Raw genomic sequence first — 21,620 nt, forward strand, 5'->3', positions numbered from 1 at the left:
ATATTCGGCCGGATGAAGAGGGTAACCAGGTCGGACCACCTGGCAAAGGGCTCGTCGGGGCCGATCGGCGGCAGGGCCAGCAGGAAAAAGGGTCTGGGCGGCGACCCAGGCCGTGTAGAGATACAGCAGCAGGGACATCCGCTTACGAAAGAGCTGCCAGAAGGGCAACCGAATGGCCTGGGCCGCGAGGAGTCCGGACATGAAGAAGAACAGGGGCATACGGAAGGTGTCGAGCAGTGGGTTGAGCGGCGCCAGGTCGCCGGCCAGACCGACCCGGTCGAGGTACATGACCGAGTGATAGAGCACAACGAGGGTGATCGCGATGCCCTTTGCCACGTCGATCCAGGCTTCGCGTAGCGTGCCGCGAATAACGAACGAGGCGGCGTCAGTCACGGGGCCCGGTCTTGAGAGACTTGCCAAAGGGGAACAGTGCTGCCACCCGGCGACGGACGGGGCTCGGCAGATCGGGACCCTTGGGAATCAAAGTCAGCGCGAGCACCAAGATGAGCAGTCGCGTCGCGGTGTACAGCGGGCCGAAGAAGAAGACCCACACGGTGTTCACGACCAGAAACAGCAGAATTCCACTGGCCCGGTTCGCGGCAACCGCGGCTCCGACCCCGCGCAAAACCAGAAAAAGAATGACGACGGCCAGCAGGACACCGGGAATGCCGAACCGTGCCCAGAGGTCGCCGAGCACCGAGTGCAGTTCGATATTGCCACCGAACATGTAGTTTTCGACGTACCCATTGTCGGGGTCGTAGCTGATCGATGCCATTCCCGTCTTCGCCGCGAGCAGATCGGTCGGATTCAGCAGCGTGCCGGCCCCGAACCCGTATGGCTGGTGTGCCATCAGGGACGCCGTCGCGGCCAGTTCCGGTCGCCCGCCCAGAATGAGCGACCCGGCAGTGTTGAGCTGGTCGATGGTGCGGGCCCGCGTCGCCTCGCCGAACAGCCCCGCGACGATGGCCGCCTGCCCCAGATTGTACACGACGACGGCGAGCACACCGAGGGCGACGACAACCCCGGCGCCCGATCTGATGCGCAGGTAACGAAACCGGCTGGTCGGGCGCATCTGCCAAGCCAGGAGAATGAGGGTCAGTAGCAGGATCGCGAAGGACGAGCGCGCATCGGTGACCATTGACAAGGCTGTCAGCCCGAGCACGGCGAGCAGGTCGAACCAGCGACGATCAAGAATGTGCGCGATGGCGAGGATCACCACTGTCAGGGCAAAGGAGAATCCGAAGCGCCAGGGATTGTCGAAGAACCGGGCGTTGTCGGTGGTTACGCTCCCGAGCAGGCCGAGCCCAAACCACAGGGCCACCCACGAGTCGGGCAGTACGCTGCGAGTCCAAAGCACAAAGCCGAAGGAGCACAACAGGCCAACCAGCCCGATGGAGTTGCCGGCCAGTTCGCTCATCGCGATGACGTGGGTGGGTTTGGCGAGTACGGACAGCCAGATGCCGGAGCCGACGGCGACGAAGCCGATCAGCACGAGGGTGAGCGCGCCCCGATAGCGGCCCAGCGTAGGCAGCCAGAGCGGAATCAGCGCTGCGGCCGCCAGGTAGCCGACGGTGATGCCGAGCGGAAGGTCGAGTCGCAGACCGATCAGGACGAGCACGATGACAGCAAGGATTTTGGTCGAACGCGGCACCACCGCCTCGGTCGAGGGCACCCGATCACGGCCGGAATTCACGGCTATCGGCTCGGGCTGCTCGCGCGTCTGGCGTGCGCTCGCGCGCTGTTTTGTCACGGTCTGTTGTGTCGACTTGCGCATGTAGGTCGTTCGGCCCCGCACCGGGCCGCGCCCGAAACAATTCGGGTATTGTTCCTGCCGCGCGACCGCATCGGCATAACAGTAGGACCCTGAGGGCACGGGATCAAGGCCGAGTCGGGTGAATATCCATTGCGATTCCCCCCGATCGGGGGCGCACCCTGCTGACAGGCTGCGTGTACAGTGGCGTTTTCAGCTTGATCCACGCCCTGAGCCAATGGGAGCTACCGCCTTGCCCGAGGACGCCTCACCCGCAGCTCCAACGAAACGCAAGCCCGATCTACTGTCCAATCGGACCGGCACAGTTTCGCGTAATATGACGGTCGCATTGCTGGGCAACGCGTTTCCCCCGCTCGTCGCACTGTTCTCCGGCCCCATCCTGGCGCAGGCCCTGGGGGTTGACGGGCGTGGTGCGGTGGCAGCGGCGACGGCACCATTGGCACTGGTCGTCACGATCGCCACGTTTGGCATTCCCGAAGCCGTCACGTGGATTATCGCGAAAAAGCCAGCGTTGGCGCGAAACGCAGCGGGTCGGGGCATGCTTATTCTGGGCATCGCCGGACTATTCGCGACCGCCGCCATCGTCTTTTCACCACCTTTGTTGAGTGGTGGCGACCCGAGCGTTCAGCTACTGATCGTGTTCGCCAGTCTGGCCATTGTGCCGAACCTTCTCGTGGGGATACTCCGCGGCGTTGCCTCGGCCACGAGCAGCTGGCGGCTCGTATCCACGGAACGCATTATCTCGTCGGTTCTGCGCCTCGCGGTCCTCATCCCGTTCTGGCTGACAGGAACGCTCACCCCGCTCGTAGCCACCATCACGGTCGCTGCCATGCCCGTGGTCGGCGCCTTTGTCTACATCGGGCGCATGCGCAGCCTCGACCCGCGCGCGCACGAGGTTCCGCCCGAAGCACGCATGCGCGGGCTCCTCAGCTACGGCAGCCGAATGTGGGTCGGTTCGCTGTCGGGCGTGCTCCTGACGCGTCTCGATCAGGTACTGCTGACGCCGCTCGCCGGTACCTACCAGCTCGGACTCTACGTCGTGGCGGTGAGCATCAGCGAGTTGCCGTTGATCATTCACCACGCGGTGCGTGATGTCTCGTTCGTCAACGAAGCGGCCAAGTCTAAGGATGAACGTCTCAGTTCGTCTGCCCGCATCTCGACGGCGCTCTCGGCACTGGCAGCGCTGGTGCTCGGCGTGTCCATGCTGTGGTGGCTGCCGTTTCTGTTCGGGGAAGGCTTTCGTGAATCGATTCCGATTGCCGCAGTACTCCTCGTAGCCGTTGTGCTGCTCACGCCGGGTTCCATTGCTGGCGCCGGGCTTAGCGCGCGCGGCCGCCCCGGGCTGCGCAGCATCGCACTGACCATTTCGTGCGTCATCAACATTGTGATGCTAATCATCCTCGCGCCGCTGCTGGGGGCGATGGGAGCGGCGCTCACGACGCTCGCGGGCAACATCATCACGAGCAACCTCAACCTGCTGTTCCTGTCGCGGGTGTTTGGAATCGGAATGCTGCAGTTCTACGGTCTGCGTCGTTCAGACATCGCCACCATCGGCCGCTACGGTAAGCGGATACTGCGGCGCAAGACGCGCTGACCGGGTACGTACGTTAGCTGGCGAAGCGGTCGGTGGCCTCGATAATGGCGTCCAGGATTCCGGGTTGGTCGAAGGCATGGCCGGCGTCGGGGATCAGCTTGAATTCCGCCTCCGGCCAGTTCTTGTACAGGTCCCAGGCGGTGAAGGCCGGCGTGCACATGTCGTAGCGGCCCTGCACGATGACACCGGGGATCTCGGCGAGCCGGGAGGCGTTGTCGATCAGCTGGTTCGGCGTGAACCAGCCCCTATTGGCGAAGAAGTGGTTCTCGATGCGGGCAAAGGCCACAGCGAAGGCTGGGTCGGAGAAGTGCGCGATCTTGTCTGGCTCCTGCAGCAGGGTGATCGTGGAGGATTCCCAGGTGGCCCAGGCCACGCCGGCGCGTTCGCGCACGAACTGGTCCGGGTCGTGCAGCAGCCGACCGTAGGCCGCGATCAGGTGGCCGCGTTCGTTTTCGGGGACCGGCGCGAGAAACGATTCCCACAGATCGGGGTAGATTGCCGCGGCGCCCCCCTCGTAGAACCAGTCGAGTTCGACCGGGCGAAGGGTGAAGATGCCGCGCACGACGAGTTCGGTGACCTGGGCGGGGTGGGTCTCGGCGTAGGCGAGCGCGAAGGTGCTGCCCCAGGATCCGCCGCAGACCAGCCAGCGGTCGATGCCGAGGTGCTCGCGCAGTTTTTCCAAGTCGGCGACGAGAGTCCACGTGGTGTTCACGCTCAGGTCAACGTCGGGCTCGCTCGCGTGCGGCGTGCTGAGACCGCAGCCACGCTGGTCGAACAGAATGATGCGGTACTTCGCCGGATCGAATACCCGACGCTGGTCCGGGCCGGACGCGCCACCCGGGCCGCCGTGCAGATACACCGCGGGCTTGCCGTCGGGGTTGCCCGAGGCTTCCCAGTAGATGGTCTGGTTGTCACCGACATCGAGCATGCCGGTTTCGTAGGGTTCAAGCTCGGGGTAGAAGGTTCGCATGCTTCGAGCCTATGCCCCTCGTGTGCGCGGCCCCGGATCAGCTGCCGACGAGTCCCACCTCGTAGGCCAGAATGACCGCCTGCACCCGATCGCGCAGCCCGAGCTTGTGCAGGATTCGCCCGACGTGGGTTTTCACCGTCGATTCGGAGAGAAAGAAGCGTTCGGCCAATTCGGTGTTGGAGAGCCCCTCGGCGATGGCCAGAAAAACCTCGGTTTCACGGTCGGTGAGCGCCGCGAGCGCCATGGCATTGGAGGCCCCTCCCGTCTCGGGCTGCGGCAATTTGGTGCCGAACAGGTCGAGCAGGCGCCGGGTCACCCGCGGTGAAACGGATGCCTCACCCGAGACCACCGTGCGGATCGCGGCGATCAGCTCCCCGGGTTCGGCGTTTTTCAGCAGGAACCCGCTAGCACCGGCGCGCAAACCACCGAAGGCGTACTCGTCGAGGTCGAAGGTGGTGAGGATGATGATGCGGGTCTCCGGCTGGGCGGCCATGATCTGCCGGGTCGCCTCGATGCCGTCGACGCCGGGCATGCGCACGTCCATCAGGACCACATCGGGATTCAGCCTGGCTGCGAGGGCGATCGCCTGCGCGCCGTCGCTCGCTTCGCCGACGACGGTGAAGTCGTCTTCGGCCTCCAGCACCATGCGAAAACCCACGCGCAACAGGGCCTGGTCATCGACCAGCAGGATACTGATCGGTGCGGAACGGGGAGTCATTGTTCGTCCTCAAAGTTCAGGGTCGCGTGTACGCGCCAGCCGTCGCGGAGTCCCGGCGCTGCCTCAAAGGTTCCGCCATAGATCGCCACGCGTTCCTGCATTCCGATCAAGCCGCGCCCGAAACCGCGAACGCTTGCCACTGCCGCATGCCGCATGCCGCATGCCGCATGCCGCCCATTGTCGCTGATCGTGACCTGGGCGGCACCGGGCGACGATTGCAGGCGCACGACCACCCGGGTCGGAGTGTTCGCATAGCGCAACACGTTGGTCAGCGACTCCTGGATGAGCCGAAAAATCGTCAGCTGCACGCTCACATTGCTCGGCTCACGCCCGCTGCGTTCCAGAACAACGGGAAGCCCGGTCGACCGAAACGATTCCACGAGGTCGGCCAGCTCGTCGATGCCCGGCTGCGGAGCGCGCGGGGCCGGGTCGGTGTCCACCTCAAGCACCCCAAGTAGCCGGCGCATCTCGGACATGGACCGGCGCCCAGTGGCCGCGACGTCGAGCATCGCCGCGCGGGATCGCTCCACGTCTTTGGGGGCGATGGCGTGGGCACCGTCGGCGAGCGCCACCATGACCGAGAGGCTGTGGGCGACCACATCGTGCATTTCGCCGGCGATTCGGGCGCGCTCGGAGATGCGGGAGAGCTGCGCCTGCTGGTCGCGTTCGCGGGTCAGCTGCGCGGCCAAATCCAGCAGCGACGAGACGTAGCGCTTGCTGTTGCCCATATTTACGCCGACCAGGGTCGCGGCGAGCAGCATGATCGCCACCTGGACCGCGACCGGAATCCAGGGAACCTCGTCGGGATTATCGGTGAGCCAGGCGGCCAGTCCGGCCAGCAGAACGGATGCGCTGAAACCGGTCCACGCGCTGCGCACGTCCGAATACACCGCGACCGCGTAGAGCGCCAGGAGCTGGGCGATGAGGTGCACTTCGCCGTAGTCGGCGAAGGTGAGCAGGCCGATCCAGGTCAGGGCCAGGACGAGCCGCGGCATCCGTCGGCGAAAGAACAGTGCGACGGCCAGCAGCAGCATGAGGCCGGCATTGAGCAACGCGTCCGGGAGCGGAGCCGGGTCATCGTCGAGCAGGTTGAGCACCAGGGTGAGCACCATCGGAACGACGTAAATCGCCGCGACGAGGCCGTCGGCCAGATGGGGATGCCTGGTCCAGAACCGCCGCACGATTCCGGGCGGGGTGGGCAGGCGCAGGTCTCCCCCCGGCGCCAGAGTGCGCCCGGGGGGAGAGGTGGTGGTGCTCATCTATCGACTCTACGGGTCGTGGCGCCTCAGGCGTCCCGGCGCTTGAGCAGCAGCGCGGCAACGCCGAGGCTCACGACCACCCAGGCGAGCACGATCAGGAAGCCCTGCCAGGATTCCATGGCGTTCGGGGTGATCATCGTCGCACCGGCCACGGTGAAGAGGTAGGGCACGATGTCGGCGATCCACTCAACGAACATCGACAGCACGGCCAACACCGTCGGCAGGAGCAGGGTGATTCCGAGCACCGTGGCAATGCCGCCGGCGCTGCTGCGCAGAATCGTGCCGATGCCGAGGGCGAACACGGCGATGATCGCGAGGAACAGCGCGTTACCGAGCAGCGGCAAAAACACCTTGGTGTCGAACAGGCTCGCACTCAGGTCCTTGGCGCCCAGGATGGGCATGGCCACGAGGAACGATCCGACCACGCTGATCAGGCCGACCAGGAAGGTGAACCCGAACAGCACGACGACCTTGGCCCAGAGTGCGGGCAGACGATTGGGCACCGCGGTCAGCGTCGACTTGATCATGCCGCTGGAGTATTCGCCGCTGATCGAGAGTACGCCGAGGACGGCGACAATCAGCTGGCCAAGTCCGAGACCGGTCGTGGAGACGAGCACGAACATTTGCGCACTCTCCACGGCCATGGGGGCACCGGTGGTCGGATCGAATCCGGCCGTTGACGCCGACATGGCGAACGACATCAGCACGGCGATGCCGAGCGAGACCACGACAACGAGCGAGAGCGTCCAGTAGGTGGAGCGCAGGCTCCACAGCTTGATCGATTCGGAGCGGAGCAGGCCGGTGATGTTGAGCCCGGATCCGGTCGGCACGAAGGAGGTGCGGGCTGCGGACGGCAGGACGGGGTTGGTCAGGGTGCTCATCGGGCAACCTCCGCTTCGGTGTGAGAGGACGCATCACCGGTGCGATACTCCACCTCGTTCTGGGTGAGTTTCATGTAGGCGTCCTCGAGCGAGGCGCTCACCGCGGAGAGTTCGTGCAGAGAGATTTGAGCATCGGCGGCGCGGTCGCCGATCTCGTTGACAGTCAGTCCGCTGATCTCGAGCACGTCCTGCTCGATGTTGGTGATGGTCACATCCGGCTGGGCGAGCAGAGTGGCCAGAGCTGCGGTGTGCGGAGTGCGCACGCGAACCGTGTTCTGCGCGGCCGAGGCGATAATGTCGGCGACCGAGGCATCCGCTATCACCCGGCCTCGACCGAGCACGATGATGTGGTCGGCGGTGAGGGCCATCTCACTCATGAGGTGGGAAGAGAGGAGCACGGTGCGGCCCTCGGCGGCGAGCTGCTTGGTGAGCTTGCGCACCCACTGCACGCCCTCGGGGTCGAGACCGTTGACCGGCTCGTCGAGAATGAGGGTGGCCGGGTCGCCGAGCAGCGCGGCGGCGATGCCGAGGCGCTGGCCCATGCCGAGGGAGAAGCCGCCGACGCGTTTGCGGGCGACGGATTCGAGGCCGGTGAGGTTAATCACCTCGTGTACTCGGCTGGTGGGGATATTGTGAGTGGCGGCCATGGCGCGCAGGTGGTTGTAGGCGCTGCGTCCGGTGTGCACAGCCTTAGCGTCGAGCAGCACGCCCACTTCGCGCAGCGGCGCCTTGTGTTCGTGGTACGGCTTGCCGTTAACGATGACGGAGCCGGCGCTGGGCTTGTCCAGACCGACGATCATGCGCATGGTGGTGGACTTGCCGGCGCCGTTCGGCCCGAGAAAGCCGGTGACCTTGCCCGGCTGCACCGTGAAGTCGACCGCGTCGACCGCGGTCTTGCTTCCGTAGCGCTTGGTCAGGGACTGTGCCTGGATCATGCCTGCCTCATTCCGTTGATGGGTGAGGCCCTGTTTTCGTACGCTGAAGCCCCCATACCAAACGGTATGGTTTGTGACCTCTGTGGCGCATCAACCATGGGGATGGTTGTGCACCATCCCCGTCGTACCTGGGTACGACGGGGCCCGGCTATTTCTTGACCGGCTTTTCAGGGGTTGGCGCGGTTCCGGAGGCACGCTGGGCGGCGTAGTAGTCGCGGGCTTCATTCTGGCGCTCACGTTCGGCACCGCTCGCGATCGTGGCTCGGAGGTGGTCCTGCGAGTAGCCGAACGCGTCGACGAGGTCCTGGGCGTGCGGGCGAATGCGGGCGATCAGCCGATCGATGTAGGCGGTGACGGCCTGGGCGCGCTGGGCGGAGAGCCGGCCGTGGATGAGGTACCAGGCCAGGTTCTTCTCGACCAGGCCGAGGCCGAACAGGTCGCGCAGCCAGGTGAGTACCTGCTTGGTGCCAGCGTCGTCGGTGTGCTCGAGTGCCCGGGTGAACGATTCCCACTGCAGCAGTTCGCCGTGGGCACGGGCAGCTTCGATGAGCTCGTTCTGGTGCGCGTTGAACAGGTCGGCCGCCTGCTTCTTGGGCAGCTTGGTGGCGCCGCGCAGCTTTCCGGCCACCTCGGCGATCATGCTCTCGACCCGATCGGTGAGCAGCTCGCGCTGCACGTCGGCGTCCCGGAGGGCGCCGACGGAACGAGCCGTCGAACCCCGGTCGGCTACGGCCTGCGCGAGGGTGCGGAGGCCCGTGCCGTGGTAGGCGCGACCGGCGGCATGCTGCACGACGTAGCGGGCGAGGGCGCCGGCATCCGCTGTGGCGAATTTGCGGCTGTAATCGGTGAGTAGACGCTTGGCGACGAGCTGCAGCAGCACGTTGTTGTCTCCCTCGAAGGTTGCGAAGATGTCCAGGTCGGCGCGCAGCCCGACCAGGCGATTCTCGGCCAGGAAGCCGGCGCCGCCGCAAGCCTCGCGAGCTTCCTGCAGGGTGTCGAGCGCGTGCCAGGTGGAAAGTGGCTTGAGCGCCGCGGCGAGGGTTTCAAGGTCCTGCCGGTCGTCGTCGGTGTCGGCCTTGCCGCTGAACACCTCGTCGAACTTCACCAGGAACTCGTCGTGCGCGAAGGTCTGCGCGTAGGTCGTGGCGAGGCGCGGAAACAACCGGCGCTGGTGCCGCTGGTAGTCGAGGATGACCTCTTCATCGGTGTCGCTGCCCGCGGTGAACTGACGACGCTGGCTCCCATAGGTGATCGCGATGGTCAGCGCCAAAGCGGATGCCGCGGTGGCGGCCCCGTCGAGCGACACGCGACCCTGCACCAGCGTTCCCAGCATGGTGAAGAAGCGGCGGCCGGGGCTTCCAATCGGGCTGGAGTAGGCGCCGTCTTCTGCAACGTCGCCGTAGCGGTTGAGCAGATTTTCGCGCGGGATACGCACGTTGTCGAAGTGCAGTCGACCGTTGTCGATGCCGTTGAGTCCGCCCTTGAGGCCGTCGTCTTCGCCGCCGACGCCGGGCAGAAAGTCACCGTGCTCGTCGCGAATGGGCAGATAGAAGGCGTGCACGCCGTGATTGACGCCCTGGGTGATGAGCTGGGCGAACAGCACGGCCGCGATGCCGTCCTTCGCGGCGTTGCCGAGATAGTCCTTCCAGGCGGCGCGAAAAGGGGTGTTGATGACGAACTCGCCGGTGGCCGCGTCGAAGGTTGCGGTGGTGCCGATGCTCGCGACGTCGGAGCCGTGCCCGATCTCCGTCATGGCGAACGCACCGGGAACGCTCAGGTCCATGATGCCGGGGAGGTACTTGTCGTGGTGCGGCTTGGTGCCGAGGTGCAGCACGGCAGCGCCGAACAGCCCCCACTGCACTCCGCCCTTGATCTGCAGGCTAGGGTCGGCGATGACGAGTTCTTCGAAGCCGGCGATGTTTCCACCGTGGTCGTCCTGCCCGCCAAGGTGCTTGGGGAAGGCGCGCAGCACGTGGCCGTTGGCGGCGAGCACCTTGAGCTGTTCGAGCACGCGCAGGCGGTGGTCGGCCATCGAGAGGCCTTCAATGCGCTGCATGTCGGGGCGGGCGGTCACCTCGCGTGCCTTCAGCCGCACGTCGGCCCAAGTGCCGAGCAGTTGTCGTCCGAGTTGTTCGACGTTGACCACGGGGGCGGCCTCGTCGCCGATGGATTTGATGGGGCCGGTATCGACGCCGACCTCGAGGCTGGGGTCGATCGTCGCCGATCGGAGGTTGGAGCGCTGGGCCGTGTCTACCATCATTGGTCCTAACTGATCGCACGAAAGTGGTGATCGCCACGATAGAACCACATGGTGCGGTCGCGAAATGCGCGGTGCGGGGGCCACAACGATATATGCCGTCTACGGCATCCGTTTTGTAGGATCAGTACAACTGCAAGCTGCGTGGACTGTGATCCCCCACAAGCAAGGTGGTCAGGCGGAGGCGGCGACGACCTCGAGCAGGGCCTCGCCGTAGGCTTCGAGCTTCTTGGCACCGATGCCGGTGATGCCGTCGAGCCCGGCAAGGGTGGTGGGGCCGGCCGCGGCGACGGCGATCAGGGTGGCGTCGCCGAACACGATGTAGGCGGGCACGCCCTGCTCCTTCGACTCCGCCGAGCGCCAAACCCGCAGCGCTTCGAACAGTGTCTCCTGCATGCGGCTGAGGTCGGCGGCAGCGACCTTGGCGGCGCTCGGGCGGCGGGCCGCGCTTGAGCGCGCGGGGCGGTCGGGTTCGCGCCGCAACTGCACGTCGCGACGACCGCCGAGAACGTCGGCGGCCGCATCCGTCAGAATGAGGGTGCCGTACTCGCCGGACGTGGCGAGCAGACCCTGGGCGAGCATCTGGCGCACGACGCCGCGCCAGGCCTGGTCGCTGAGGTCGGCGCCCAGGCCCCAGGTACTCAGTTCGGTGTGCCGATACTGGGTCGCGCGAGGGGTTTCCTTGCCACGGAGGATGTCGATGAGGTGGCCGGCGCCGAACTTCTGGTTGCGTTCGCGGTGCAGGCGCACGATGGTGGAGAGCAGTTTCTGGGCGGGGATAGTGCCGTCCCAGGCCTCCGGTGGCTCGAGGCACGTGTCGCAGTTGCCACAGGGCTCACTGGTCTGGCCGAAGTAGCGCAGCAGATTGACCCTGCGGCAGTGCACGGTTTCGCACAGGGCAAGCATGGCGTCGAGATGGGCGGACAGTTTGCGCCGATGGCTGAGATCGCCGGGCGACTCGTCGATCATGCGGCGCTGCTGCACCACGTCTTGCAGGCCGTAGGCGAGCCAGGCCGTGGCCGGTGCGCCGTCGCGTCCGGCGCGACCGGTCTCCTGGTAGTAGCCCTCGACCGCTTTGGGCAGGTCTATATGGGCGACGAAGCGCACGTCCGGCTTATCGATTCCCATGCCAAACGCGATCGTGGCGACGATGACGACGCCCTCCTCGCGGAGGAATCGGGACTGAGTGCGGGCGCGCAGGCCGGCATCGAGCCCGGCGTGATACGGCAGGGCGTTCACACCGTTCTGACGCAAAAACTCTGCCGTCTGGTCGACGGTTTTGCGGCTGAGCGCGTAGACGATTCCGGCGTCACCGGGGTGCTCGGTCTTCAGGAAGGACAGCAGTTGCTTGCGCACCTCGGACTTGCCGACGATGCGGTACTGAATATTGGGCCGGTCGAAGCTTGCCACGAAGTGTTTCGCATCGCCCATCTGCAGGCGGGTGGTGATCTCCTGATGGGTGGCATCCGTCGCGGTGGCGGTGAGGGCGATGCGCGGAACGTCGGGCCAGCGGTCGGCGAGTTCGCTGAGCGCCAGGTAGTCCGGCCGAAAATCGTGGCCCCACTGCGACACACAGTGGGCTTCGTCGATGGCGAACAGGGCGATGGTTCCGCGGTCGAGCAGACGCTTGGTGGCCTCGTTGGAGAGGCGCTCGGGGGCGACGTAGAGCAGGTCGAGGTCGCCGTTGAGGTAGTCGCGTTCGACCTGGCTGCGGGTGGCGGGATCCTGGCTGGAGTTGAGGAATTCGGCGCGCACACCGACAGCGGTGAGGGCATCGACCTGGTCCTGCATCAGGGCGATCAGCGGCGAGACGACGATGCCGGTGCCAGCCCGCACGAGCGCGGGAATTTGGTAGCACAGGCTCTTGCCGCCGCCGGTTGGCATGAGCACGACGGCGTCCTTGCCGTCGACGACCTGCGCGATAATTTCGGCCTGATCGCCGCGGAACGTGTCGTAGCCAAACACGGTGTGCAGGGCTTCGGCTGCGGTCTTGAATTTGCGGGTCGCGGCGCGCACAGGTACAGCGGCGCGGGCTGCGGGGCCGTTGGCTTGATTCAACGCGGATGCTGCACCCGAGTAGGCCGGCTGCCGCTGGAACTGCTGGTCGCCGAACTGCCGGTCGCCGAACTGCCGGTCCGCCTCGGGCGGCGGTGCGTCGTAGTCGTCGGGGGCGTCGAAATCACTCGGGCCGTCGAATTCACTCGGTACAGCAACGTCGCGGGGTGCTTCGACGTCGTCGGGGTTCCCGGGCAGCTCAGCGTTCCAACTCACCTGCCTAACTGTACCCGGGGCCCCTGACACGTTGCCCCGCGCGCCAACACCCCCCGCGAGACGTTGAAGTGCGGGGAGGGCGGGCGAAAGCTAGCGGCTGCGCTTGCGGCGGCGGAGGAGAAGCAGGGCTGCTGCTCCGGCCAGGACCACAGCGCCGAGAATCCCCCCGATCCAGGCAGGGGTGCTGTCGCCAGCAGCATCAGTCGAGCCGAGGTCTGCGGGGGGCGAGGTCTCGGCATCCGTCGTGACGGCATCCGCTTTCGTGCCGCAGGTTGGAGCAGTGGCGGCCCCGTCGGCGAGCACCTGGTCGGCGGCCGGCTGCCAGTCGAAGGTGTACTCGTCGGAGATAGGGTGGCCGTCGATGGAAACCGTCTGCCAGATCACCGTGTACTGCCCGGCAGCGCCGAGCTGCGCTGTCGTTTCGACTGTGGCACCGGAGACAGTGCCGCACCCGTCGCCATAGAAGAGCGGTGCGTCGGCCGGGCCGGTCACGACCATGGCGCTGCCCTCGCCGGTTCCGCCGAGATCGAGGAGCCGATCGCTCGTGGTGACCGAGAATTCACCGGGCTGCTCGGTCACGACCGAGCCGCCCTCCGGTGAGGAACCAATCTCGTCGTTGTGGGCCGACGCCGGGGCCGTGCCCCAGCCGAGAGCCAGGGCGATAATGGCGGCCGCGAACAGAGTGCGAGCGGTCGTGGCAGCAGATTTAGGGGTCGTGACCTTCATGATTGTCCTTAAACGTGGGGTGCCCGCGCTACTCGAACAGTGCAGGGCAATGCCTCTGCTACTCATTCGGTGCGGTGGGCTAAATGGTCTGGTTGCGGTTTAAGCTGCGAGAGCGAAAACCGGCGGGCCACGATGGCGCATCGCCGACAGCACCAGAACCAGGTCGCGCGGGGTGAGCACCGGCGCGACGTTCCCAATGCGCTGCGGGGCCGCCATCGGCACGGCCAGTTGGGCGGGCACGAACAGCGTGCGGATGCCGAGGCGAACGTTTTCGACGAGACTCCAGAACGCGCGTTCGGCGAAACGCAGCGCCAGAATCGTGACGATCGCGGCCCCGCCATGGGCGAGCCACATGGCCGCACCATCGTGTGAGACGGGGGCGGTCGCGCCCAGGCCCATCGGGTCGATCAGACCGGGCAGGGCAGCGTGCTGGTGGATGGCCGACGCGGCGATGGCGTCAGCTCCGAGCATGCCTCCGGTTGCCCCAAGCGAAAACAGCCCGTGAAAGATAACCTGGCTGACCAACACCGACACGGCACCGCGCCAGAAGGACAGGGTACGGCCGGCGAGCGCGATGCAGACCATTCCGGCGAAGGCGAGCGACACGACGACGGCCAGGAGGCTCGGCGCCGAGCCGCCACCCAGGGTGTGCGACAGGGCCGCGACAAAGGTCGAGAACGCTGCGACAATCCAGCCGCGCGCGAAGCGGGCCCAGCGTGTGTGCATTTGGTCCCTCTCCGGTCTCCTCCACAGTAGCCGACCGTCCTTGGAGAGAGGCGATGCACTCGAGTCCCTGGACCACGATCAACGCGAAGAGATCCCGCCCGAATTGGCCGCAATCCCAGCTGGGGACGGGTCAGGCGCGGCCGGTGAATGCGGGCTTGCGCTTCTCCTGGAACGCGGCGAAGCCCTCGCGGTAGTCGCCGGTAGCGCACAGCGCGGCCTGGGCGGCGGTTTCGTCGCTCATGCTCTGCCAGAGTCCGAGGCGTTCGTCTCGCAGTGACTGCACGAGCGCTTTGCTCGCGAGAAAGGCCTGCGTTGCACCGGATGCCGCGCGAGCGGCCGCCTGCATCGTCACCTCGGTCAGCTCCCCGGCCGGAAAGACCTGGCTGAACAGGCCGCCCGCGACGGCCTCCGCCCCCGACATCAGCCGGCCGCTGTAGATCAGGTCGAGGGTGCGGTGGGCGCCGAGCCGTTCCATGAACAGGGCGTGTCCACCCGAGTCGAGCGTGGCGCCGAGGTTCGCAAACGGCGAGCCGATCTTGGCGGTGTCGGCGACGTAGACAACGTCGGTCGCGATGAGCAAACCGAGTCCGACGCCAAGGCAGGCGCCGTGGGCGGCCGCGAAGGTCGGTGCCGGAAACCGGCTCATCCGCTGAAGCAGCGGCGTGACGAGGTCGCCGAGGTAGCCGAGCACATCGTCGGTGCGCGGATCGACCGCGGAAATATCCCGGCCGGCGCAGAAGGCCCGGCCCTCGCCGCGGAGTACCAGCGCGCGCACCCCGCCTCGCTCAGCCTCCTGGTAGGCCGCGTCGAGTCCGACGATCGCTGCCTCATCGAGGGCGTTGAGCTTGTCGGGCGCGTTCAGCACCACGTGGGCGACGTCGTTGTCTATTGAGAGCTCGATCACGGCATCCGCTTTCTTGGTATCGGTTAGACGTCATAGTCGACGACGACGGTGTCGGTGGTCGGGTGCGACTGGCAAGTCAGGACATAGCCGCGGGCGAGTTCTTCGGGCTCGAGCGCGTAATTCTCGGTCATGGTGACGTCACCGCTGACCAGTTTGGCGCGGCAGGTGCCGCAGACTCCGCCGGCGCAGGCAAACGGCACGTCGGGCCGCACCCGCAGGGCGGCGTTCAGGATGCTCTCGTTCGCATTGACCGGCGTTGTGACCGTGTTGCTCTGGCCGTCGAGGGTGAACTCGATCTGGAACGTCCTGTCACCGGTGCCGATGATGACCGGCCGGCCGCGATCGCCGTTGGCCGCCGAGGGCTCCCCGGTGGTGAACAGTTCGAAACGTACGTGCGCGCGGTCGACGCCGGTGCTTTCGAGCGTGTCACGGCACAGCTGCACGAGTTCGAAGGGGCCGCACAGAAACCACTCATCGACGGTGGCCGGGCGCAGAATGGTGTCGAGCATGCGCCGAAACTTCTCTTCGTCGATGCGGCCGGAGAGCAACGAGGATGAGCGCTGCTCGCGGGAGAGCACGTGGTAGAGCGCGAGGCGGGCCGGGTAGCGGTCCTTGAGCTCGGCCAGTTCGTCGAGGAACATCACGTCGAGCGCGGTGCGGTTGGTGTAGACGAGGGTGAACATCGAGGTGTCAGAAGCGGCGAGAACGGTGTGCGCGAGGGCCATCAGCGGGGTGATTCCCGAACCGGCGGCCACGCCGACGACGTGTTTGTGATCGAGATTGCGCAGGTTTGAGGTGAAGCTGCCCTGCGGGCTCATCACGTCGAGTTCGTCGCCGGCGTGCAACTCGCTGTTGGCCCAGGTGGAGAACGCACCGCCGAGGTCGCGCTTGATCGCAACACTGATTTGACCGAATGCCTCCGGCCGGCAGATCGAATAGCTGCGGCGCAGTTCCTGGCCGTCGATCGTGGCCCGTAGGGCGAGGTGCTGGCCGGGCAGGTAGTCGAACGCGCCCTGCAGTTTGGGCGGAACGGTGAAGGTGACCTCGACGCTGTCGGCGGTGAGTGGGCGCACTTCGGCTACGGTCAGGGTGTGGAAACGCGCGCGGTGCTTGACCGGCGCCAGGGTGGTGGCGCCCTCGTTCGTGGATTCGAGACGTGTTGCAGCCATTAGAGCACCTTGAAGTAGTCGAACGGCTCGAGGCAATCTCGGCATTCGTAGAGGGACTTGCAGGAGGTGGATCCGAAGTGTGCGAGCTCGCGGGTGTTCAGCGAGGAACAGCGCGGGCATTTCACGGCCATTTTCAGGCGGATTGGGCCGGCCGGACCGGAGCCGCGTACGGTCGCATGCCCGGTCGGAGCCGCGATGCCATACTCGCGGAGCTTGTTCTGGCCGATCTCGCTCATCCAGTCGGTGGTCCACGCCGGGCTGAGCACCAGCCGAACCGAGACGTTCTCGTACCCGGCGCTCGTGAGCACCGCGAGAACGTCGTCGCGCATGGCGTCCATCGCGGGGCATCCGCTATAGGTCGGGGTCAGAGTGACCGCGACTGCCTCGGTACCGTCGGCGTCGCTGATGACGTTGACCCCGCGCAGCACGCCGAGGTCTTCGATGGTGAGCACCGGAATCTCGGGATCGACGACCTGGGCGGCGATGGTCCAGGCAGCCAGCGAGGCCGCGTCGGTGGGACGCGGGCGGGCGACAGCTTCGTGCATCTGGGTGGTCACCAGGACGCTCCGGGGTGGGCGCGGGTGAGCACCTGCATTTCGGCGAGAAGAAAGGCGAGGTGTTCGGAGTGCTTGCCGGTGCGGCCACCGCCGGAGGCGACGAATCCCACCGGAATGTCGAGTTCGGCTTCGGCGAGCACCGGCGCGATGGCGGAGTCGAACGCGGGGCGCAGGCTCGACGGGCGAACCGCGATTCCCTCGAGGCGGTCGATGAGCGGGTCATCGCGAAAGATCTCTTCGACGTAGGGCCACAGGTCACTCATCGCGGTGATCATGCGGCGGCGCGATTCGTCGGTGCCCTCCGCGAGGCGCAGCACCCACTGGGTGGAGTGGTCGCGGTGGTAGTCAACCTCTTTCACCGCCTTGGCGGCGATCGCGGCGAGGGTTGGGTCAGCGGATGCCCGCAGCCGGCTGTACAGCTCGAACAGGTAGTGGGACACGACGAACTGGCGCGCGATCGTGTGTGCGAAGTCACCGTTGGGCTGCTCGACAATGTGCAGCGAACGAAAATCGGGCTCGGTGCGCCAGTAGGCGAGGTCGTCTTCGCTGCGGTCCGTTGCGGTGCCGGCGTAGTGCAGCAGGGACCGGGCGTGCCCGATCAGGTCGAGGGCGACGTTGCCGAGGGCAACATCTTCTTCGAGTTCGGGAGCGCGGGAGATCCAGGCGCCGAGTTGCTGGGCCAGGACGAGTGAGTCGTCACCGAGCCACACCGCGTATTCAGCGATGTCGGCTGTGGCGACGGACGGGCCCTCGATCAGCTCGGCGTCGAGGGTGGTGACTTCGACGGCGACGTGGCCGTGAACATCCGCTTCAGCGCTGTCATTGTTCGCAGTGTCGTCATTCACAGGTGTTTCACTCCCTCGCTCTTGGAGTAGTAGCTCGCGTGGCGGTAGTTCTTGCCGGCGGGCGATTCGAAGAAGGCGCCCTTGGCGTCAGGGTCACTCGTGGTAATGGCGGCCGCGGGTACGACCCAGACCGAGACGCCCTCACTACGCCGGGTGTACAGGTCTCTGGCGTTGCGCACGGCGAGGGTCTCGTCGGGGGCGTGCAGCGAGCCGACGTGCACATGGCTGAGGCCACGGTTGGAGCGCACGAAGACCTCCCAGAGGGGCCAGATTTCTGCGGCTGAGTCGCCGGGAGTGGTCATGAGGCTGCCATTTCTTCAGTTCGTGCGGACTGTTTACGTGCATAAGCCGCGGCTGCTTCGCGCACCCATTGGCCCTCGTCGTGGGCGTCGCGGCGACGCTGCAGACGCTGGGCGTTGTTCGGGCCGCGGCCGGCAAGCACCTCGTGGAACTCGGTCCAGTCGATCACGCCGAGATCCCACTGCTGGGTTTCCTCGTTGAAGTGCAGGTCGGGGTCCGGCAGGGTTACGCCGAGCACGGCGGCCTGCGGAACGAGCATATTCACGAAGCGCTGGCGCAGCTCGTCGTTGGAATGACGCTTGATCTTCCAGACCATCGACTGCGCTGAGTTGGGCGAGTCATCATCGGGCGGGCCGAACATCATCAGCGCAGGCCAGTACCAGCGATTGACCGAATCCTGGGCCATTTGGCGCTGCTCGTCGGTGCCCTGCATGAGCTCGAGCAGAATCTCGAAACCCTGGCGCTGATGAAAAGATTCTTCCTTACAAATGCGCACCATCGCGCGGCCGTAAGGGCCGTAACTGGCCCGGCACAGCGGCACCTGATTGCAGATGGCAGCGCCATCGACGAGCCAGCCGATCGAACCCATGTCAGCCCAGCTCGGGGTCGGATAGTTGAAGATCGACGAGTAACGCGCCTTGCCGGCGATGAGGGCATCCGTCATGTCATCGCGGGTAGCGCCGAGGGTCTGCGCGGCGGAATAGAGGTAGAGACCGTGGCCGGCTTCGTCTTGCACCTTGGCCATCAGGATGGCCTTGCGCTTGAGGCTCGGGGCGCGGGTGATCCAGTTGGACTCGGGCTGCATGCCGATGATTTCGGAGTGCGCGTGCTGCGAGATCTGGCGCACGAGCGACTTGCGGTAGCCCTCGGGCATCCAATCGCGCGGCTCAATGCGCGAATCGGCTTCAAGCAGATCGTTGAACTGCTGTTCCTCGACACTGATTGCGGCGGGGACGCTCATATCGGGCGTGATGGTGCTTGTCATCATCGGCTCCTGGTCTTCGTTGACTGCGGTGGTCGGATCTTTATCGTGTACAAGCTGGTGGCGCTAAGGTAATGCACGTCGAGAATTTTGCACACTGAACGGCATTCTATTACCAACCGATCGTTCAGTTAGTATATAGTCTCATTATTGGGCGGGCAACCCCCGCTTGAACGGCAACTCAACGAGGAGATCCGAATGACCCAAGCCGCATCCGCCGGTAGCCAGGCCATGATGCAGCGCGACCGGGCATCCGCTTCTCTCGGAATGATCGTGCACCGTAACGAGCCGGGCCACTCGGTGGTCTCGATGGTGGTGCGCGACGACATGCTCAATGGTTTCGATGTCACCCACGGCGGTTTCATCTTTGCTCTCGCCGACACGGCCTTCGCCATCGCCTGCAACGACTCGCATCACGTAACGCTCGCCGCCGGCGCCGACATCATTTTTCTGAAGCCGACCACGAGCGGCCAGAACCTAACCGCAACCGCGCTGTTGCGGGTCAAGAGCGGCCGAAGCGGCATCTACGACGTACGGGTGACCATCGACGACGACGTCACGGTCGCCGAATTTCGCGGCCGAAGCCGCACCACCAACTTGCCCGTTCCCGTTCGCACCTACCTCTAACCCTTCCGGAAGGCACCATGTCAACGCTGACCAAGACCCGTCTGCACGCACCGGCACTCGAGGAGCTCGACGCAGCAGAACGCCTGGACCACGACGAGATTCGCGCGCTGCAACTGATTCGCCTCAAGCACACCGTGCGGCACGCCTATCAGAACGTACCTCTCTATACGCGCAAATTTGATGCGGTCGGTGTGCACCCGGACGATATTCGCACCCTCGAAGACGTCGCCTTGCTGCCATTCACGACCAAGGAAGACCTGCGGATCTCGTACCCGTTCGGCATGTTTGCGGTACCGATGCACCAGGTCGCACGCATTCACACTTCCTCGGGAACGACCGGCCTGCCGACCGTGGTCGGTTACACCAAGAATGACCTCGCGATGTGGGCGGGACTGGTCGCCCGCAGCCTGCGCGCCTCGGGTGTGCGCCCCGGCATGAAGGTGCACAACGCGTACGGCTACGGCCTGTTCACCGGAGGGCTGGGCGCCCACGCCGGCATCGAAGCACTCGGTGCCTGCGCCATTCCCATGTCGGGTGGACAGACCAATAAGCAGGTGCAGATGATCACTGACTTCGAGCCCGACATCATTCTGTCAACGCCGAGCTACCTCCTCACGATCACCGATGCCATGGTGGCGGCCGGCCTCGACCCGCGCCGTTCCAGTCTCAAAGCCGGCGTGCTCGGTGCCGAACCGTGGACCAACCAGATGCGCCTCGAGCTGGAAGACCGTCTCGACTTCGACGCACTCGACATCTACGGCCTCAGCGAAGTCATGGGCCCGGGGGTCGGTAATGAGTGCATCGAGTCCAAAGACGGCCCGCATCTCTGGGAAGATCACTTTCTGCCGGAGATCATCAATGGCGACACCGGACAGGGCCTGCCTGACGGTGAAACGGGTGAACTCGTGTTCACGTCGCTGACCAAGGAGGCATTTCCGGTCATTCGCTATCGCACCAGAGACCTGACTCGATTGCTTCCCGGTACCGCTCGACCAGGTATGCGCCGGATGGAGAAGATCACCGGTCGCAACGACGACATGATCATTCTGCGCGGGGTCAACCTGTTTCCGACCCAGATCGAAGAGATCGTGCTCGGCATCGAGCACCTCTCGCCGCATTTCGTGCTGGAACTGACTCGGCCCTCCCGCATGGACGAATTGACCGTGCGTATTGAACGGCACGAGCACTCCACCGATACGGAGTCAACGGTTGCCCGCGCCCTCCTCATTGCCCTGATCAAGGACCGGATCGGATCGAGCGTCAATGTACTCTTCGTCGAACCCGGAACCCTGGAACGCAGCACCGGAAAGCACAAGCGCGTGTACGACCTTCGCTAGTTTGTCGTGTCCGGACCGCCTGCGTGAGAGACTCAAGATCTATGTCTGACGTACACACCCCCAAGCGCGGGCGCCCCGGCTACGACCAGCGCGCCATCCTCGAGATCGCCGTCACCGCATTCAATGAATTCGGTTACGACGCCACCTCGATGGGAGTGCTCGCGACACGCCTCGCCCTGTCGAAAGCGGCCATCTACCACCACTTCTCCTCCAAGGATGAAGTGCTGCAGCTCGCCCTCGACGAGGCACTGAATGGTCTCGAGGGCGTCCTGCTTGAGTCCGGAGCGCTGACCGGAAGCGCCATCGACCGCCTGGCCTACGTGCTGCGGGGTGCCGTTCACGTTCTCACGTCGCGGCTTCCCTACGTCACATTACTGCTCCGCGTGCGCGGCAATACCGAGGTCGAGCGGCTGGCTCTCACGCGCCGTCGGGCCTTCGACCGCGCCGTATCGACACTGGTCATCGAGGCCAGCGATGCGGGTTCACTACGCAGCGACATCGATCCCCGCATCGTCACGCGCCTACTGTTCGGCATGGTCAACTCCATCGCCGAATGGTACCGCCCCGAAGGTACAGAGGATGCCGCCCAGCTCGCCGACGACGTCCTGGCCGTAGCCCTGGACGGCCTCCGCCGCCGCTAACTATTAGATAGCAAAGGCCACGCACTTATGTGCGTGGCCTCCTCTCTATCGTTGTCGCACATTAACGCAAAAAGGCCACCCTTTCGGGTGGCCTTTTTGTTTGTTTCTAAGTTAAGTCCGGCGGTGTCTTACTCTCCCACAGGGTCCCCC

General features: G+C 65.4%; 20 protein-coding genes and 1 pseudogene. 4 read left to right on the forward strand and 17 right to left on the reverse strand.

Going from position 1 to position 21,620, the window contains the following annotated elements:
* Positions 1-87 precede the first annotated feature (87 nt).
* Positions 88-393: pseudogene (locus tag CXY80_RS20740) on the reverse strand (acyltransferase family protein); the annotation flags it as partial.
* Positions 386-1,750 carry a hypothetical protein gene (locus CXY80_RS09320; RefSeq protein WP_146070715.1) on the reverse strand — a complete coding sequence of 455 codons (1,365 nt, stop codon included), beginning with the start codon at positions 1,748-1,750 and terminating at the stop codon, positions 386-388. The pseudogene CXY80_RS20740 and the gene CXY80_RS09320, both read right to left, overlap by 8 nt.
* Before the next feature lie 337 nt (positions 1,751-2,087).
* On the opposite strand from CXY80_RS09320, the gene CXY80_RS09325 reads away from it, so the two are divergent.
* Positions 2,088-3,365 (forward strand): oligosaccharide flippase family protein, encoded by a 1,278-nt coding sequence (locus CXY80_RS09325; RefSeq protein ID WP_158251627.1) that lies wholly within the window; start codon positions 2,088-2,090, stop codon positions 3,363-3,365.
* Positions 3,366-3,378: 13 nt separating this feature from the next.
* Here the strand turns inward: CXY80_RS09325 and pip are convergent, their stop codons facing one another.
* The 15 genes from pip to paaA all read right to left on the reverse strand — a co-directional run bounded on the left by pip (position 3,379) and on the right by paaA (position 18,844).
* Positions 3,379-4,335, reverse strand: a complete 957-nt coding sequence (pip, locus tag CXY80_RS09330; protein WP_092451734.1) for a prolyl aminopeptidase — start codon at positions 4,333-4,335, stop codon at positions 3,379-3,381.
* Positions 4,336-4,372: 37 nt separating this feature from the next.
* Positions 4,373-5,053, reverse strand: a complete 681-nt coding sequence (locus CXY80_RS09335) for a response regulator transcription factor (RefSeq protein WP_092451732.1) — start codon at positions 5,051-5,053, stop codon at positions 4,373-4,375.
* Entirely contained in the window at positions 5,050-6,312 is a 1,263-nt protein-coding gene (locus CXY80_RS09340; RefSeq protein WP_104132343.1) for a sensor histidine kinase, read from the reverse strand. The genes CXY80_RS09335 and CXY80_RS09340 overlap by 4 nt, the downstream gene beginning before the upstream one ends.
* 26 nt (positions 6,313-6,338) lie before the next feature.
* Entirely contained in the window at positions 6,339-7,193 is an 855-nt protein-coding gene (locus CXY80_RS09345) for an ABC transporter permease subunit (protein WP_104132344.1), read from the reverse strand.
* Positions 7,190-8,128, reverse strand: a complete 939-nt coding sequence (locus CXY80_RS09350; RefSeq protein WP_092451727.1) for an ABC transporter ATP-binding protein — start codon at positions 8,126-8,128, stop codon at positions 7,190-7,192. The genes CXY80_RS09345 and CXY80_RS09350 overlap by 4 nt, the downstream gene beginning before the upstream one ends.
* Positions 8,129-8,276: 148 nt before the next feature.
* Complete coding sequence (locus tag CXY80_RS09355; RefSeq protein WP_092451819.1) at positions 8,277-10,385, reverse strand: acyl-CoA dehydrogenase; 2,109 nt, start codon at positions 10,383-10,385, stop codon at positions 8,277-8,279.
* A 174-nt stretch (positions 10,386-10,559) separates the two neighbouring features.
* A complete protein-coding gene (gene recQ, locus CXY80_RS09360) occupies positions 10,560-12,656 on the reverse strand; it encodes a DNA helicase RecQ (RefSeq protein ID WP_369828667.1) in 2,097 nt (698 codons plus the stop codon).
* A gap of 90 nt (positions 12,657-12,746) precedes the next feature.
* Positions 12,747-13,382, reverse strand: a complete 636-nt coding sequence (locus tag CXY80_RS09365; protein WP_158251628.1) for a copper resistance CopC family protein — start codon at positions 13,380-13,382, stop codon at positions 12,747-12,749.
* A gap of 99 nt (positions 13,383-13,481) precedes the next feature.
* Complete coding sequence (locus CXY80_RS09370) at positions 13,482-14,108, reverse strand: hypothetical protein (protein ID WP_104132346.1); 627 nt, start codon at positions 14,106-14,108, stop codon at positions 13,482-13,484.
* Positions 14,109-14,238: 130 nt separating this feature from the next.
* Entirely contained in the window at positions 14,239-15,012 is a 774-nt protein-coding gene (locus CXY80_RS09375) for an enoyl-CoA hydratase/isomerase family protein (protein ID WP_104132347.1), read from the reverse strand.
* A 23-nt stretch (positions 15,013-15,035) separates the two neighbouring features.
* Positions 15,036-16,181, reverse strand: coding sequence for a 1,2-phenylacetyl-CoA epoxidase subunit PaaE (paaE, locus tag CXY80_RS09380; protein ID WP_092451721.1), 1,146 nt, complete (start codon positions 16,179-16,181; stop codon positions 15,036-15,038).
* Positions 16,181-16,726: a 1,2-phenylacetyl-CoA epoxidase subunit PaaD gene (gene paaD, locus CXY80_RS09385; protein ID WP_092451815.1), complete on the reverse strand. Its 546-nt coding sequence runs from the start codon at positions 16,724-16,726 to the stop codon at positions 16,181-16,183. The genes paaE and paaD overlap by 1 nt, the downstream gene beginning before the upstream one ends.
* Positions 16,727-16,734: 8 nt before the next feature.
* A complete protein-coding gene (paaC, locus tag CXY80_RS09390) occupies positions 16,735-17,583 on the reverse strand; it encodes a 1,2-phenylacetyl-CoA epoxidase subunit PaaC (protein WP_092451719.1) in 849 nt (282 codons plus the stop codon).
* On the reverse strand, positions 17,580-17,885 hold the full coding sequence (paaB, locus tag CXY80_RS09395) for a 1,2-phenylacetyl-CoA epoxidase subunit PaaB (protein ID WP_092106867.1): 306 nt from the start codon (positions 17,883-17,885) through the stop codon (positions 17,580-17,582). Before paaB ends, paaC begins: the two co-directional genes overlap by 4 nt.
* Complete coding sequence (gene paaA / locus CXY80_RS09400; RefSeq protein ID WP_092451813.1) at positions 17,882-18,844, reverse strand: 1,2-phenylacetyl-CoA epoxidase subunit PaaA; 963 nt, start codon at positions 18,842-18,844, stop codon at positions 17,882-17,884. The genes paaB and paaA overlap by 4 nt, the downstream gene beginning before the upstream one ends.
* 219 nt (positions 18,845-19,063) lie before the next feature.
* On the opposite strand from paaA, the gene paaI reads away from it, so the two are divergent.
* From paaI to CXY80_RS09415, 3 genes are read left to right on the forward strand one after another with little or no spacing between them, the layout of a single operon-like run.
* A complete protein-coding gene (gene paaI / locus CXY80_RS09405) occupies positions 19,064-19,492 on the forward strand; it encodes a hydroxyphenylacetyl-CoA thioesterase PaaI (RefSeq protein ID WP_104132348.1) in 429 nt (142 codons plus the stop codon).
* 17 nt (positions 19,493-19,509) lie between these two features.
* Positions 19,510-20,829, forward strand: a complete 1,320-nt coding sequence (paaK, locus tag CXY80_RS09410; RefSeq protein ID WP_092451714.1) for a phenylacetate--CoA ligase PaaK — start codon at positions 19,510-19,512, stop codon at positions 20,827-20,829.
* A 41-nt stretch (positions 20,830-20,870) separates the two neighbouring features.
* Positions 20,871-21,470, forward strand: a complete 600-nt coding sequence (locus tag CXY80_RS09415; protein WP_104132349.1) for a TetR/AcrR family transcriptional regulator — start codon at positions 20,871-20,873, stop codon at positions 21,468-21,470.
* Positions 21,471-21,620: the final 150 nt, after the last annotated feature.

The organism is Cryobacterium sp. M91, assembly GCF_002929615.1.
Classification (GTDB): Bacteria; Actinomycetota; Actinomycetes; order Actinomycetales; family Microbacteriaceae; genus Cryobacterium; species Cryobacterium levicorallinum.